The sequence below is a fragment of the Halomonas sp. JS92-SW72 genome, assembly GCF_003547075.1.
GTDB classification, from domain to species: Bacteria; Pseudomonadota; Gammaproteobacteria; order Pseudomonadales; family Halomonadaceae; genus Halomonas; species Halomonas alkalicola.
Genome location: NZ_CP032147.1, coordinates 1,697,364 through 1,710,959, shown reverse-complemented (window position 1 = coordinate 1,710,959; position 13,596 = coordinate 1,697,364). Strand labels below are relative to the sequence as shown.

The following is a 13,596-nucleotide window of genomic DNA, read 5'->3' as shown; positions in this document are numbered from 1 at the left end:
GAGGTAGTGCAATGGCAGACAAGAACATGAGCATCCTGGTGGTGGACGACTTTCCCACCATGCGCCGGATCGTGCGCAGCCTGCTCAAGGAGCTCGGCTTCACCAACGTGGAGGAGGCCGAGGACGGCCAGGATGCGCTCAACAAGCTGCGTGCCGGCGGCTTCCAGTTCGTGGTTTCGGACTGGAACATGCCCAACCTGGACGGGCTGGAGATGCTCAAGCAGATCCGCGCCGATGCCGCGCTCAAGGAGCTGCCGGTACTGATGGTGACCGCCGAGGCCAAGAAGGAGAACATCATCGCGGCCGCCCAGGCCGGTGCCAGCGGCTACGTGGTCAAGCCCTTCACCGCGGCGACCCTCGAAGAGAAGCTCAACAAGATCTTCGAGAAGCTGGGCATGTGATCACCAGGCCCTGCGGCCGACGCGAGGAGAGTAGAGCATGAGCACCCAAGACCCGAGCCAGGCGGCAGCCTCCGCCAGCGGCGATGATCTGGTACAGCGCATCGGCCAGCTCACTCGCATGCTGCGCGAAAGCATGCGGGAGCTCGGCCTGGACAAGGAGATCGAGAAGGCCGCCGAGGCGATCCCCGACGCCCGTGATCGCCTGAGCTATGTGGCCACCATGACCGAACAGGCGGCGGAGCGGGCGCTCAACGCCATCGATCGCGCCCAGCCGATTCAGGACGCCCTGGGCGAGAAGGCCGAGGCGCTGGATAGTCGCTGGGCCGAGTGGTTCGCCGAGCCCAAGGGGCTGGACGAGGCCCGCGAGCTGGTCACCGACACCCGCGCCTACCTGGCCGAGGTGCCCGAGCAGACCGGCGCGACCAACAAGGAGCTGCTCGAGATCATGATGGCCCAGGACTTCCAGGACCTGACCGGCCAGGTGATCAAGAAGATGATGGACGTGATCCGCGAGATCGAGAGCCAGCTCGTCCAGGTGTTGATCGACAGCGTGCCCGAGGGCGAGCGCCGCGACGACATGCAGCGCCGTGCCGACGAGTCGCGGCGCGATACCGGCCTGCTCAATGGCCCCCAGGTCAATGCCGTGGGCGATGATGTGGTCAGCAACCAGGACCAGGTCGATGACCTGCTGGAGCAGCTTGGCTTCTGAGGGCTGAGAGCCGAACGCCGAACGCAAGCCCCCGAGGGCCGATGGTCGCGAACGAATAGCTCGCGATTATCGGCCCTTATTCGCGTATCACCCCTTTCCTCGACTCTCCACAATGGCCAGGGTCCGCAAGACTGTCCCCGATGAGTGGCCATGGCCGAGCAGAGCAGCGATCAGGAAAAGACCGAACCGGCAACGCCACGGCGGCTGGAGAAGGCCCGCGAAGAGGGGCAGGTCGCCCGTTCCCGGGAGCTGACCACCTTCATGCTGCTGCTGGGCGGCGTCGTGGGGCTGTGGAGCATGGGCTCGCTGCTCTATGACCAGCTGGGCCTGGTGATGGAGCAGGCCTTCCTCTTCGAGCGCCGCCATGCGCTGGAGACCGCCCCGATGCTCAGTCACGCCCTGGAGCTGGGGCGGCGCACCCTGATGGCGATGCTGCCGCTTTTCCTGCTGCTCGCCGTGGTGGCCCTGGTGGCGCCGGCGCTGCTGGGCGGCTGGCTGATCTCGGCCAAGTCGCTCAAGCCCCAGCTCTCCAAGCTCAACCCCTTCAAGGGCCTCAAGCGGATGTTCGGGGTCCAGGCGCTGGTGGAGCTGGCCAAGGCGATCGCCAAGTCGCTGCTGGTCGGCAGCGTGGCCATCGCCTTCCTGTGGGCCAACCGCGGCACCTACATGAGCCTGATGGATCAGCCGGTGCAGTTGGCCCTGGCCCATGCGCTGCAGCTGGCGGCACTGGCCTGCGGCCTGATCGTGCTGGCCCTGCTGGTGGTGATCCTGATCGACGTGCCCTATCAGCTGTGGAGCCATGCCAAGAAGATGCGCATGAGCAAGGAGGAGGTCAAACGTGAGCACAAGGAGTCCGAGGGTGACCCCCATATCAAGGCGCGTATTCGTCAGCAGCAGCAGGCCATGGCTCGCGGCCGCATGATGAGCAAGGTGCCGGAGGCCGACGTGATCATCACCAACCCGACCCACTATGCCGTGGCCCTGCGCTACGACGAGACCGGCATGGCCGCGCCTCGGGTCATCGCCAAGGGCACCGAGCTCGTGGCCGGCCGCATCCGCGAGCTGGGCGACGAGCACGGCGTGCCGCGCCTGGAGGCGCCGCCCCTGGCGCGCGCCCTCTACCACCACGTGGACCTCGAGGCCGAGATTCCCGAGGCGCTCTATACCGCCGTGGCGGAGGTGATGGCCTGGGCCTTCCGCATCAGGCGGGTCGCGGAGGAGGGGGGCGAGGCCCCGCCGCACCCCGAGGCGCTGCCCGTCCCGGAGGCGCTGGATGTGCCGCCAGGCGCTGCAGGAGCTGACGCATGAAGGCCGTGAGCGAATACCTCGGCGGACAGTGGGCCAGCGGTTCCCAGATGAAGCTGCTGGCCGGTCCGCTGCTGATCCTCTTCGTGATGGCGATGCTGATCCTGCCGCTGCCGCCCATCGCGCTGGATCTCTTCTTCACCTTCAATATCGCGCTGGCGGTGATGGTGCTGCTGGTCAGCATGTTCACCCAGAAGCCGCTGGACTTCGCCGCCTTCCCGGCGGTGCTGCTCTTCACCACCCTGCTGCGGCTGTCGCTGAACGTCGCCTCCACCCGGGTGATCCTGATGGAGGGGCACCAGGGGGGTGACTCCGCCGGCAAGGTGATCGAGGCCTTCGGCCAGTTCCTGGTAGGGGGCAACTTCGCCGTGGGCCTGGTGGTGTTCCTGATCCTGATCGTCATCAACTTCATGGTCATCACCAAGGGGGCGGGGCGGATCGCCGAGGTGGGCGCGCGCTTCATGCTCGATGCCATGCCCGGTAAGCAGATGGCCATCGACGCCGACCTCAACGCCGGCCTGATCGGCGAGGAGGACGCCCGCAAGCGCCGCGCCGAGGTGGCCCAGGAGGCCGACTTCTACGGCTCCATGGACGGCGCCAGCAAGTTCGTGCGCGGCGACGCCATGGCGGGCCTGGTGATCATGGTGGTCAACGTCATCGGCGGCCTCTTGATCGGCATGCTGCAGCACGGCATGGGCTTCGGCGATGCCGCGCGCACCTATACCCTGATGACCATCGGCGACGGCCTGGTGGCTCAGATCCCGGCGCTGGTGATCTCCACCGCGGCGGGCGTGACGGTCTCCCGGGTCAGCACCGACCAGGGCGAGGACGTCGGCCAGCAGATGCTCGGCCAGCTCTTCACCAACCCCCAGGTGATGATCCTGGCGGCGGTGGTGATGGGGCTTCTGGGCATGGTGCCCGGCATGCCCAACTTCGTCTTCCTGCTCTTCACCGGGCTGCTCGGCGGCCTGGCCTGGGCGCTGATCCGCAATGCGAAGCGGCAGGAGGTCAAGGAGGCGCTTGCCGAGAGCGAGCTGCCCCCGGCCCCCGAGGCCCCCGAGGCGAGCTGGGACGATGTCCAGCTGGTCGACACCCTGGGGCTCGAGGTGGGCCATCGTCTGATCCCGCTGGTGGACCAGCGCCAGGAGGGGGAGTTGCTCAGCCGCATCAAGGGGGTGCGCAAGAAGTTTGCCCAGGAGGTGGGGTTCCTGCCGCCGGTGGTCCATATCCGCGACAACCTGGAGCTCGGGCCCTCCACCTATGTGATCACCCTGAAGGGGGCGGAGATCGGTCGCGCCGAGGCCTTCCCCGGCAAGTGGCTGGCCATCGACCCCGGCCAGGTCTCCGGCGAGCTCGCCGGCACCCCGACCACCGACCCGGCCTTCGGGCTGCCGGCAGTATGGATCGAGGCCTCCCAGCGCGAGCACGCCCAGGTCTACGGCTACACCGTGGTGGATGCCAGCACCGTGGTGGCCACCCACCTCAACCACCTGATGCACCGCCACGCCGGCGAGATGCTGGGCCGCGGCGAGGTGCAGAAGCTGCTCGACCGCCTGGGCGAGGAGCAGAAGTCGCTGGTCGAGGAGGTGGTGCCCAAGCTGGTGTCGCTGACCATGTTCCAGCGCCTCCTGCAGAACCTCCTGGAGGAGGAGGTCTCGATTCGCGACCTGCGCACCATTCTGGATACCCTCGCCGAGCACGCCGGCCAGCAGGCCGATGTCGGGGAGCTGACCGCGCGGGTCCGCATCGGGCTTGGCCGCAGCATCGTCCAGCAGTGGTTCGGGGCCGAGCCCGAGATCCGCGTCATCGGGCTGGAGGCGCAGCTCGAGCAGGTGCTGATGCAGGCGATGAGCGGCAACGGCGCCCTGGAGCCCGGCCTCGCCGACACCCTGATGGCCCAGACGGAGCAGGCGCTGGGGCGTCAGGAGACCAGCGGCGAGCCGCCGGTGCTGGTGGTGCAGCACAGCCTGCGCCCGGTGCTGGCCCGTTTCCTGCGCCGCCGGCTGCGCCACCTGGCGGTGCTCTCCCAGGCAGAGATCCCCGACGACCGCACCCTGCGCGTGACGCAGCTGGTGGGAGGACGCTGAGATGAGAGGCAGCTGACAGCATGAGCGTGATGCGATTCACCGGCACCACCAGCCGCGAGGCGATGCGCCAGGTACGGGCCGCCCTGGGCGACGAGGCGCTGATCCTGGCCAATCGGCACACCGAGCAGGGCGTCGAGATCCTCGCCATGGCCGAGGCGGGGGCCCCCGAGCCGACCGCGGCCGCGCCGCGTCCTGTCAAGGCGCCGCCCCTGGCGCCGACGCCCACGCCGGTCGCCCCGGAGGCGCCCAGGGTGAGGGAGGAGGAGGCCTTCCAGGCGATGAGCGCGCGTCTGCTGGCGGAGATGCAGGAGATGCGCAGCCTGCTGGCGGTCCAGCGCACCGAGGCGTCGCTCTCACCCCGGCAGCGGCTCATGCAGTGGCTGCTCGAGGCGGGCTTCTCGCGTTCGGTCGGCGAGGAGGTGCTGGAGGGACTGCCGGAGAGCCTGTCGCCCGACGACGAGGCGGCCTGGCTGGTGACGCGACTGGCCGCGCGCCTGCCGGTCGAGGAGGACGAGCTGGCGCTGCTGGATCGCGGCGGCATCGTGGCCCTGGTGGGCCCCACCGGGGTCGGCAAGACCACCACCGCGGCCAAGCTCGCCGCCCGCTTCGTGATGCGCCATGGCCCGGACGCCGTGGCGCTGGTTTCCACCGACGGGTTTCGTATCGGCGCCCATGAGCAGCTGCGGATCTACGCCGAGCTGCTGGGCGTTCCCATGCATGGCCTCGAGCTGGACCAACCCCTGGAGACCCTGCGCTCGGCGCTGGCGGACAGGCGCTTCGTGATCGTCGACACCGTGGGCATGAGCCAGCGCGACCGGCGGGTCATCGACCAGCTGGCGAGGCTCCAGGGGGGCGCGCCGGTGCGCCCGCTGCTGGTGCTCAATGCCGTCAGCCAGCCGGAGGCGCTGGAGGAGGTCATCATCAACTACCGGCAGGCGGCACGCGCCGCGGGCCTGCCGCTGGATGACTGTCTGATCAGCAAGCACGATGAGGCGGGGCGCCTGGGGCCGCTGCTCGACGCCCTGATGCGCCATGGGCTGCGCCTGCTGCTGGTTGCCCAGGGCCAGCGCGTCCCCGAGGACCTGGTGGTCATGGACGCCCCCACCCTGGTCAGGCAGGCGCTGGAAGTGCGCAGCACGTCGCTTCGCCCGGAGCCGCCGGCCGCCGCCGCGCTGCTGCTGGGCCAGGGGCGTCGCGTCGCCACGCTGCTGTCGACCCTGCGCGAACGGGTACCGGGCTTTGCCGACCTGACGCGGGCCTGGCAGCTGGCCGGGGTGCCGCCAGCGCTGCAGTCCGAGCGACTCGCGTCGCTGCTGGGGGAGGCCAGGCCGTCCGGTGGCAGCCGGGTCTGGATGCCGCGTGGCCGCGTGCGCGACGAGGCCTGGTCGCAGCCCGATCTGACCCTGGATGCCGCGGGGCAGTGGTCGGCCCTGCCGCATCCCCAACACCTGGCGCCCGCCGGGGAGCTGGAGCGACTGGTGGCGGCCGAGGAGGCCGGCACGCTCGGCGCCCACCTGCTGGCCGGGCTGCCTGGCCTCGACGCCCGTGCCTGGCTGGCCGAGCAGCAGCGGGACTGGATCGCCCAGGTGCGCGGCACCCAGCGGGTCGTGGTCGACGGCGAGCGTCAGTCGTTGGCTGCCCTGGCCCCCGTGATGGCGCCGCGGCAGCCGCGTGCGCTGCGCTGGCGGGGGCGCGAGGCGCAGCTGGCGCTGGCGTCCTGTACGGTGGGCCTGGGGCGAGGGGAGACAGAGCCGCTGCGCGCCTGGGCGGGCGAGCTGGTGGATGCCTACAGCGGTCGCGTGCTGAAGCGCGGCTACTGGCTGTCGCCGGCGACCCTGCGCGGGCGTGCCGTCCCCCTGCTGGTGACCCAGCTCCTCGCCGAGGTGCTGCCGGCCCTGACGCGGCGCGCCAATCGCCGGCTCGTCGAGGCGGACCCGGCCATGGCGCCGGCGCTGCGCCTCACCCTGGCCGCCGGCCTGGCGAGCGTCGCCACCCGGCTCGAGGCGAGCGACGAGGCCTGGGCGCTCTCCCTGCGGGGTGAGCTCCTGGCGCTGCTGGCCGGCAGGAAACGCTGCAGCGCCGAGACGCTGCTCGAGGCGCTGCTGCAGCTCTGCCTCGCCCGCGAGGCGCTGCGCGAACTGGGAACCGTCGGGCTTGAGGGTCTGCACTGATATGACGATGGATCAAGCCTCGGGACTTCGGCACTGGGCATCACGGCAGGAGAGGGAAGGGGGCGGCTGCCCGACCCATGTGGCCGAAGCGTTGATCGCCCTGGCCGGGCAAGTGCCCGCGTCGAGCCGGGTGGCAGCGGCTCGCCGGCCGCCGCCGGCCGCACAGCTTGCGGCGTCGACGGCCACCCTGCTGATCGTCGGCCTGCCGGCGCGCCAGCTGGAGCGCGCCCGCGAGCCGCTGGCCCACTGGCACGGCCAGGGGCGCCGCTGGGTCGGCGACCCCCAGCGCTGGCAGCTGGTGCCCGTGGCGCCAGACAGCCCCCACCTGCCGCTGCTGGCGGCCCAGCAGCCGCGCTGGGCGCTCTGGGTGGAGGCCGACGCCGAGAGCTTTCGGCGGGCCTGGCGGCTTCTGCTGGCCCTGGCCGAGGCCGGTGGCCCGGGCAGGCTGCTGCTGCTGCATCCGCCGGGCCTCCGTCGCCCCGGCCTGCTCGACAACCTGCAGCAGGCCTCTGCCCACTACCTGGGCGTCGAGCTGGTGGTGCTGGCATGAGCCGGCAGCGAGGATGCTGGCTGGCGCTGGCCATGCTGACGCTGGCCTCGCCGGTGTCGGCGGCAGGCAGCTGGGTCGGCCAGGCCGGGCCGGTCAGGGCGGTGCTGGCAGAGCGCAGCATGGCAAGCGCCACGATGCCACCACCGCCGGCCGTGACGGCAGGCGTCATCGAGGAGGTGCGCTGGCGCTACGGGGTGCCGGCCGGCCAGGTCGTGACGGGCTGGCTCTGCCATCCGGGCGGCTGTGCGGAGCTTGCCTCGAGCGCCGGCAGCAGCCGGGCGCTGGCAGGGTTGCCCGCGACGACTCCCCTGCACTTCCGGTTCGCCCTGGCACCGGGCCAGCGGGCGGCGGTTCGGGTCAGCGACCTTCAGGTCATCGTCAACTATCGGTAGGGCAGGCGAACGAGATGTATACCGCCAAGGGAAAGATCCAACAGAACGAGCTGCTGACCGAGTACCTGCCGCTGGTCAGGCGCCAGGCGCTGGCGCTGCAGGTGCGGCTGCCGGCCAGCATCGAGCTCGATGACCTGATCCAGGCCGGTATGGTAGGGCTGCTGGAGGCGCTGGGCCGCTTCGATGCGGGGCAGGGGGCGAGCTTTGCCACCTTCGCCAGCCAGCGTATCCGGGGCGCGATGCTCGACGAGCTGCGCAGCCGTGACTGGCTGCCACGCAGTGTGAGGCGCAATGCCCGGGCGGTGGACGAGGCCGTCAGGCGCCTGGAGCAGCGCTTCGCCAGGCCCGCGGAGGAGCATGAGATCGCCGCCGAGCTCGAGATGGAGCTCGGCGACTATCGGCAGCTGTTGAGCGATACCAACTGCGGCCAGCTGTTGCCCTTCGAGGAGCTGGTGGCCGAGGGGCACGAGCAGGGGTTCGACAGTCCCCAGCGCAGCACCCCCTTCGCCGAACTGGTCGAGCACGAGCAGCGCGAGCGCCTGGTGGAGGCCATCGCCGCGCTGCCGGAGCGCGAGCAGCTGCTGATGGCGCTCTACTACCAGGAGGAGCTGAACCTCAAGGAGATCGGGGCGGTGCTGGGGGTGACCGAGTCACGGGTGTGCCAGCTGCACAGCCAGGCGGTGAGTCGCCTGCGGGCCCGGCTGCGCGATCAGGACTGACACGCCCGGGCCGCCCATTTAGAGGTGGCTCATCAGGGTGTCGGCCTGCGCCATGGCGTCCAGATAGCAGCGCTGCAGCTGATCGCCACTGACGCCTTCGGTCGGCTCAGCCATGAGTCCCTCCTGCTCCTCGGCCAGCGTCAGCAGTGCGCCCAGGATGCCCTCGCGTGACTTCAGGGCCGCGCTCAGCTGGGTGTTCAGGGGCAGCTCATCCAGCAGCTCCTCCTGGGACTCTTCCAGCAGTGGCCCCATCAGCGAAAACAGCCCGGCGGTGAAGGCGTCCTCGGGATCGATGCCCTGGAAGGGCGCGGCGAGATTGCGGCAGGTGTAGGCGCGGATCAGCGCCATGCGGATCTTCAGCTTGGAGGAGGGCAGCTCGCCGGCCAGCGATAGCGTCATCACCAGTCGTCGCAGCTCGTTCAGGCCCAGCAGCGGGATGGCGCGCTTGAGGTCCGTCGCCTGGCCGCCGGCATGAGAAAAGTGAACGGAGTTCGCCCGGCGCAGCACGGCGACATGCAGGTGCGGCATCTGCAGGATCAGCTCGTAAAGGCGCTGGAGCTCCACCTCCTCCCGGTACAGCTCATTGACCAGCCGCAGCTGGGCCGCGCGGTTGCCATGGCGCCCTCGGGGCCGTGCCACATAGAACGCCGGCGCCGCCAGATAGCCGCCGTCGAAGTAGTGGCAGTCGAGCCGCTGGTAGTGCGCAAGGCCCTCGGCATCGGTGATGTTGTCGGCGAGCAGGCGTGCACCCCGCAGGCGCAGGGCGCGGAGTACCTCCTCGTCCAGCTCGTCCGGGTGGCTCAGTCTCACCAGGTTGGCCAGCGGCGCCAGGGTGGGGATCTGGCCGCGCAGGCTCGAGCCGTGGATCAGCAGCCGGTAGCCGCGCTCCCGCACCTGGGCGAGGCGCTCGAGCAGGGAGGCGTTGACCTCCAGCAGCTGCGGCAGGCCGATGATGATCTGGTTGGCCGGGGAGGGCAGCAGGTCAGGGCGCTCCAGCCACTCCACGGGCAGGTCGATGACCAGGTCACGCTTGCCCAGCCGGCTGCGCTCATCCAGCTCGTAGATGGTCGTGGCCAGGGCCCTGGCGATGGCCACCTCGGGGGCATCACCGTCGTCTGACCAGTGGCGATAGAGCAGTCGGTCGGCCACGTGCCGGCCTTCGGCGTCATGAATCGGCTGGAGGGCCACGCTGAAGGCGTGGCTGTCGGGCTGCTGTGTCATCGGGCTCTCCCTGTCGTTCCCTGCGTTGGTGGCTGGCCATTCTCCCGGGGCCTCCAGGCCCGGGGCGGCCGCTCGCTGCCAGAATATCACTGCGTTTACCGCGTTGCCCCGCTAAAGCCCGCTAAAGCCCACTAAAGAAAGAGCGGCGGCGGCCGATAAGACCTCCAGTGTCCCTTCCCGTCACTGTGACCTTTTCTCACCCGGCAAGGAGCCGTGCATGAATCCCTCGACGCTTATCGGTATCTTCGCCAGCTGCGTGCTGCTGGCCAGCGTCCTGTTGTTCACGGCGGAGTCGCCGCAGAGCTTCCTGAACCTGCCGGGGCTGGCCATCGTGCTGGCCGGCACCATGGCGGCCACCTTCATCAGCTATCCCCTCAAGGAGGTGGTGCGGGTGGTGCGGCTGGTGGGGATCGTCTTTCGGCGCGAGAACACCTATACCCGCGACGACATCAAGGAGCTGGTGGACATGTCCCGGCTCTGGTTCAAGGGGGACGTGCGCGCCGTGGAGGCGGCCCTGGAGCATACCCGCAATCCCTTCCTGCGCACGGGTATCCAACTGGTCATCGCCAACACCAAGCCCGATGAGATCTACGACCTGCTGAGCTGGCGCATTGCCCGCCTGCGGGCGCGCGAGCAGGCCGAGGCGCAGATCTTCCGTACCATGGCGACCTATGCCCCCGCCTTCGGCATGATCGGGACCCTGGTCGGGCTGGTGAACATGCTGGAGGTCATGGAGGCCGGCGACCTGCATGTGATCGGCCCGCGCATGGCGGTGGCCCTGCTGACCACCTTCTACGGCATCCTGCTGGCCAACCTGGTGTTCAAGCCCATCGCGGTGAAGCTCGAGCGGCGCACCGAGGAGCGCCTCATCGCCATGAACATGGTGCTCGAGGGGATCTCCCTGATCACCAAGCGCCGCCTGCCCTCCTTCATCGAGGAGACCCTCAACTCCTTCGTGGCCAACTACCACGATGAGATCCGCGAGCCCGGCAAGCCGCGGCCGCGCGGCGGTGAGGCGGGCCAGAATGCTTGATCGCAATGTCAGGGAGGTGCTGGCGCCCGGCAGCGTGGGGGAGGGCGACGGTGAGGCCTGGCTGGTCAGCTACCTCGACGTGCTGACGCTGCTGATCACGCTGTTCGTGCTGCTGCTCTCCCTGGCGGGCAATGGCCTGGCGGTGACCGGCAGCGAGCACGGTGGCGAGTCCACCCGGCAGATCTCGCCGGTGGCGCAGTCGGCCGCGATTGCCGTGGCGGGTGGGCTGGGTCCCCTGGCAACCGGTATCCAGCCGCGCCATGATGGGCTGCAGCCGCGCTTTCAGGGGCTGGAGATCGAGGGGGTCAGCGTCGATCAGAGCGCCCAGGGCATCACCCTGCGCATCGATGACAACCTGCTCTTCGCCAGCGGCCAGGCCGAACTGATCGCCGGCGCGGACCGGGTGCTGCTGCGCCTGGTGGAGCTGATCCAGGAGTTCGATGGCGATGTCTCGGTGGAGGGGCACACCGACAGCATTCCCATCGCCACGGCGCGCTTCCCCTCCAACTGGGAGCTGGCCACCGCAAGGGCCATCTCGGTGCTGCGCTATCTGGCCGGGGCGGGCGTCGAGGAGGCGCGACTGCGCGCGATCGGCTACGCGGAGACCCGGCCCCTGGAGAGCAATGCGACCGCCGAGGGGCGCGCGGCCAACCGCCGAGTGGAGCTGCTGCTTCACCAGCAGCCACGCTGACATGACGGTATCAACATAACGAAAGACAGACGGCACTGAGGGCCGAGCAGGGGGAAACATGAATCATTGTGCCCGCGTGGCGGGAGACTGTGGCCGCTGCGATGTCGAGCTGCCTTTCGACTTCACCATGGCCTTCCAGCCGATCGTCGACCTCGCCAGTGCGCGAACCACGACCTTCGAGGCGCTGGTGCGCGGATCGAACGGGGAGTCGGCCTGGAGCGTGCTCTCCCAGGTGACCGACTCGCTGATATACCGCTTCGACCAGGCGTGTCGGGTCAGGGCGATCGAGATGGCCAGCGCGCTCGGCATGCAGGAGCGGCTCTCCATCAACTTCCTGCCCAATGCGGTCTACGAACCGGAGGCCTGCATCCAGGCGACCCTGGAGGTCTCCCAGCGGGTGGGCTGGCCCACGAACAAGCTGGTCTTCGAATTCACCGAGACGGAGCGGGTGACCGACCAGGCGCACCTCAAGCGCATCATCGACAGCTATCGCAGCATGGGCTTCACCACGGCGCTCGACGACTTCGGCAACGGCTACGCCAATCTCGACCTGCTCACCCTGTTGGAACCGGACAAGCTGAAGATCGATCGCGAGCTGGTGATGGGCTGCGATCAGGACCGGCGTCGTCAGGCGCTCTTGAGGGCGGTGCGGGGCCTGGCCACGGAGATGAAGCTCGAGCTGATCGCCGAGGGGGTGGAGACCCGCGAAGAGGCGCTGTGGCTGGCGAGATCGGGGATCCTGCGCCAGCAGGGGTTCTTCTATGCCCGGCCGGCGGTGGCCTCGCTGGGTGAGGATCTCGGCCCGCGGCTGCAGGAGCTTCAGCAGGCCATCTGAGGAAGGTCCAGCCCTGAAGGTTGGCCTGCCTGGCTACTTCACGGCCGCCAGGGCTTCCTCGAGGAGGGCGAGCACCGGCCCCAGCTGGCTGGGGTGGAGCACCAGCAGGTGCTCGCCGGGAGCGCCATCCGCCGGGGCGATCACCGCGAACTCGCCCTCCTCGAGGTGAAACTCATGCACCTCCCGCTCGCCTGCCGGCAGGCGGACACGGCTCGCCCGATAGGGGTCATCCTCGCCGTAGGTCAGGCGGTGGTACACCTTGAACACCGTGTAGAGCCACAGGCCATGGCGGAAGGCCGGCCAGCGCGACGGTGTCTGGCGAGTCTCCTGATCAAGCGTCAGGCCCTCCGCCTCGGCAACCCGAATGGCCTCGACCAGGGGGGTGGCCAGCAGATCCCCCGCCGTGCCGGGCCAGGGGGTCAGCTGCTCCAGGGCGTGCCGGTAGCGCGTTTCGATGTCGCGCAGCTCCTCCAGGGTAGCGATGGGGTAGTCGCTGTGGCGCAGCTCCACCGGGTCACAGCCACCGTTCTCCCAGCCATGAATCACGCGCAGGATCAGCTCTCCCCCGGTGAGCGGGCGGCCGATGAGCGCCTGCATGGCGACCCTGAGGTGCAGCAGGCGCTCCGTGGTCATGTTGTCGAAGGCGCTGTAGGGATCGACGAAGATCCCGTGCAGCTTGCCTGGCGCATGTTCCTTGGCTTCGGTATAGGGCATCCGCTGGGTTCCAACGTCTGGTGCAGGGGAAGGGAGTCGAACGACCGTCAATGCTTGATTAGCAGTTATCGGCGTCTTCAGGTGCAACTTTAGCGCTTCCTTTCTCCAGACTCGGCCACGGCACCGGCGGCGCCTCAGACCGCGACACTGACGAAGGCACCTGCCATCCCTCCGCCGACCCCCGTCGTCGGCAGTGCACCGCTGCCGATGCCGAGGTGGCTCATCCCCGGCGCGGTGACATCTTGGGCAGTGCCCGTGAGGGCCTGGCCGGCGGGGGTTGGGCCAAACACTATCCGACCCTGCGGCCCGTAAACCAGGCCGGCTCCGTCGGGTGGTGCCAAGGGCTTGGCACCTTCCAGCTTCGGGTCATGGTTCATCGACTGCAGCAGAGACCAGATGATGATCAGCTTGGCCCAATCGCTCGGTTCATGGCGCCCTTCCGGTGACGAGGCCGGCGTGATCTCCTGCAGAGAAGGCAAGGGTTTGGCCAGCGTCGCCGAGCTCGCGGGCAGGGGATGGGGGAGACCAGGGGGGAGAGACAGGAGAGTGTTCAGGGTTACGCCCATGTTGATAACGCCTCTGATGCGTCAGCGAATCACCGCCGGTTATCAACAAAGCTAGCACTCCCAAGGGAGCGACAAGGGTGCTGTCATTATTGTTAACATTGCCCCGTTTCTCATGGGGTTAAGTCGGCCGGGTGCCGGTCGGCCCATGGTGGTAGGGCAGTGTGAGCCTGGGGCGGCGTGGAGGGCAGCAGTCGCTCGTCCA

At 69.1% G+C, this 13,596-nt stretch carries 14 protein-coding genes; 11 read left to right on the top strand and 3 right to left on the bottom strand.

Annotated features, from left to right (window positions below; all coding sequences use genetic code 11):
- Nucleotides 1-11 precede the first annotated feature (11 nt).
- The 8 genes from cheY (at nt 12) to D1793_RS07960 (ending at nt 8,334) form a co-directional block, all read left to right on the top strand.
- Nucleotides 12-401 carry a chemotaxis response regulator CheY gene (gene cheY / locus D1793_RS07995; RefSeq protein ID WP_119021690.1) on the top strand — a complete coding sequence of 130 codons (390 nt, stop codon included), beginning with the start codon at nt 12-14 and terminating at the stop codon, nt 399-401.
- 37 nt (nt 402-438) lie between these two features.
- The gene (gene cheZ / locus D1793_RS07990; RefSeq protein WP_119021689.1) at nt 439-1,110 is read left to right on the top strand and encodes a protein phosphatase CheZ; all 672 of its coding nucleotides are present in this window, start codon (nt 439-441) and stop codon (nt 1,108-1,110) included.
- A 150-nt stretch (nt 1,111-1,260) separates the two neighbouring features.
- A complete protein-coding gene (gene flhB, locus D1793_RS07985; protein ID WP_119021688.1) occupies nt 1,261-2,418 on the top strand; it encodes a flagellar biosynthesis protein FlhB in 1,158 nt (385 codons plus the stop codon).
- The gene (gene flhA, locus D1793_RS07980) at nt 2,415-4,502 is read left to right on the top strand and encodes a flagellar biosynthesis protein FlhA (RefSeq protein WP_119021687.1); all 2,088 of its coding nucleotides are present in this window, start codon (nt 2,415-2,417) and stop codon (nt 4,500-4,502) included. The genes flhB and flhA overlap by 4 nt, the downstream gene beginning before the upstream one ends.
- Before the next feature lie 20 nt (nt 4,503-4,522).
- Nucleotides 4,523-6,673, top strand: coding sequence for a flagellar biosynthesis protein FlhF (gene flhF, locus D1793_RS07975; protein WP_119021686.1), 2,151 nt, complete (start codon nt 4,523-4,525; stop codon nt 6,671-6,673).
- A 1-nt stretch (nt 6,674) separates the two neighbouring features.
- Nucleotides 6,675-7,223: a hypothetical protein gene (locus tag D1793_RS07970; RefSeq protein WP_162899933.1), complete on the top strand. Its 549-nt coding sequence runs from the start codon at nt 6,675-6,677 to the stop codon at nt 7,221-7,223.
- Nucleotides 7,220-7,615 (top strand): flagellar protein FlhE, encoded by a 396-nt coding sequence (locus tag D1793_RS07965; protein WP_119021684.1) that lies wholly within the window; start codon nt 7,220-7,222, stop codon nt 7,613-7,615. The genes D1793_RS07970 and D1793_RS07965 overlap by 4 nt, the downstream gene beginning before the upstream one ends.
- A gap of 14 nt (nt 7,616-7,629) precedes the next feature.
- Entirely contained in the window at nt 7,630-8,334 is a 705-nt protein-coding gene (locus D1793_RS07960; RefSeq protein WP_119021683.1) for an RNA polymerase sigma factor FliA, read from the top strand.
- Nucleotides 8,335-8,352: 18 nt separating this feature from the next.
- Here D1793_RS07960 and D1793_RS07955 read toward each other — a convergent pair whose 3' ends face one another.
- A complete protein-coding gene (locus D1793_RS07955) occupies nt 8,353-9,555 on the bottom strand; it encodes an HDOD domain-containing protein (protein WP_119021682.1) in 1,203 nt (400 codons plus the stop codon).
- Between the two features lie 217 nt (nt 9,556-9,772).
- Between D1793_RS07955 and D1793_RS07950 the strand changes: the two genes are divergently transcribed.
- From D1793_RS07950 to D1793_RS07940, 3 genes are read left to right on the top strand one after another with little or no spacing between them, the layout of a single operon-like run.
- Entirely contained in the window at nt 9,773-10,588 is an 816-nt protein-coding gene (locus tag D1793_RS07950) for a MotA/TolQ/ExbB proton channel family protein (RefSeq protein ID WP_119021681.1), read from the top strand.
- Nucleotides 10,581-11,279, top strand: a complete 699-nt coding sequence (locus tag D1793_RS07945) for an OmpA family protein (protein WP_119021680.1) — start codon at nt 10,581-10,583, stop codon at nt 11,277-11,279. Before D1793_RS07950 ends, D1793_RS07945 begins: the two co-directional genes overlap by 8 nt.
- A 58-nt stretch (nt 11,280-11,337) precedes the next feature.
- Entirely contained in the window at nt 11,338-12,114 is a 777-nt protein-coding gene (locus tag D1793_RS07940; protein WP_119021679.1) for an EAL domain-containing protein, read from the top strand.
- Between the two features lie 33 nt (nt 12,115-12,147).
- Here D1793_RS07940 and D1793_RS07935 read toward each other — a convergent pair whose 3' ends face one another.
- Both D1793_RS07935 and D1793_RS07930 read right to left on the bottom strand, forming a co-directional pair.
- Nucleotides 12,148-12,828, bottom strand: a complete 681-nt coding sequence (locus tag D1793_RS07935) for a hypothetical protein (protein ID WP_119021678.1) — start codon at nt 12,826-12,828, stop codon at nt 12,148-12,150.
- 134 nt (nt 12,829-12,962) lie between these two features.
- The gene (locus tag D1793_RS07930; protein ID WP_119021677.1) at nt 12,963-13,394 is read right to left on the bottom strand and encodes a hypothetical protein; all 432 of its coding nucleotides are present in this window, start codon (nt 13,392-13,394) and stop codon (nt 12,963-12,965) included.
- Nucleotides 13,395-13,596: the final 202 nt, after the last annotated feature.

Excerpts from the sequence above, each read along its gene's own strand:
- cheY (WP_119021690.1), top strand. The coding sequence starts at position 12 with ATGGCAGACAAGAACATGAGCATCCTGGTGGTGGACGACTTTCCCACC.
- cheZ (WP_119021689.1), top strand. The coding sequence starts at position 439 with ATGAGCACCCAAGACCCGAGCCAGGCGGCAGCCTCCGCCAGCGGCGAT.
- flhB (WP_119021688.1), top strand. The coding sequence starts at position 1,261 with ATGGCCGAGCAGAGCAGCGATCAGGAAAAGACCGAACCGGCAACGCCA.
- flhA (WP_119021687.1), top strand. The coding sequence starts at position 2,415 with ATGAAGGCCGTGAGCGAATACCTCGGCGGACAGTGGGCCAGCGGTTCC.
- flhF (WP_119021686.1), top strand. The coding sequence starts at position 4,523 with ATGAGCGTGATGCGATTCACCGGCACCACCAGCCGCGAGGCGATGCGC.
- D1793_RS07970 (WP_162899933.1), top strand. The coding sequence starts at position 6,675 with ATGACGATGGATCAAGCCTCGGGACTTCGGCACTGGGCATCACGGCAG.
- D1793_RS07965 (WP_119021684.1), top strand. The coding sequence starts at position 7,220 with ATGAGCCGGCAGCGAGGATGCTGGCTGGCGCTGGCCATGCTGACGCTG.
- D1793_RS07960 (WP_119021683.1), top strand. The coding sequence starts at position 7,630 with ATGTATACCGCCAAGGGAAAGATCCAACAGAACGAGCTGCTGACCGAG.
- D1793_RS07955 (WP_119021682.1), bottom strand. The coding sequence starts at position 9,555 with ATGACACAGCAGCCCGACAGCCACGCCTTCAGCGTGGCCCTCCAGCCG.
- D1793_RS07950 (WP_119021681.1), top strand. The coding sequence starts at position 9,773 with ATGAATCCCTCGACGCTTATCGGTATCTTCGCCAGCTGCGTGCTGCTG.
- D1793_RS07945 (WP_119021680.1), top strand. The coding sequence starts at position 10,581 with ATGCTTGATCGCAATGTCAGGGAGGTGCTGGCGCCCGGCAGCGTGGGG.
- D1793_RS07940 (WP_119021679.1), top strand. The coding sequence starts at position 11,338 with ATGAATCATTGTGCCCGCGTGGCGGGAGACTGTGGCCGCTGCGATGTC.
- D1793_RS07935 (WP_119021678.1), bottom strand. The coding sequence starts at position 12,828 with ATGCCCTATACCGAAGCCAAGGAACATGCGCCAGGCAAGCTGCACGGG.
- D1793_RS07930 (WP_119021677.1), bottom strand. The coding sequence starts at position 13,394 with ATGGGCGTAACCCTGAACACTCTCCTGTCTCTCCCCCCTGGTCTCCCC.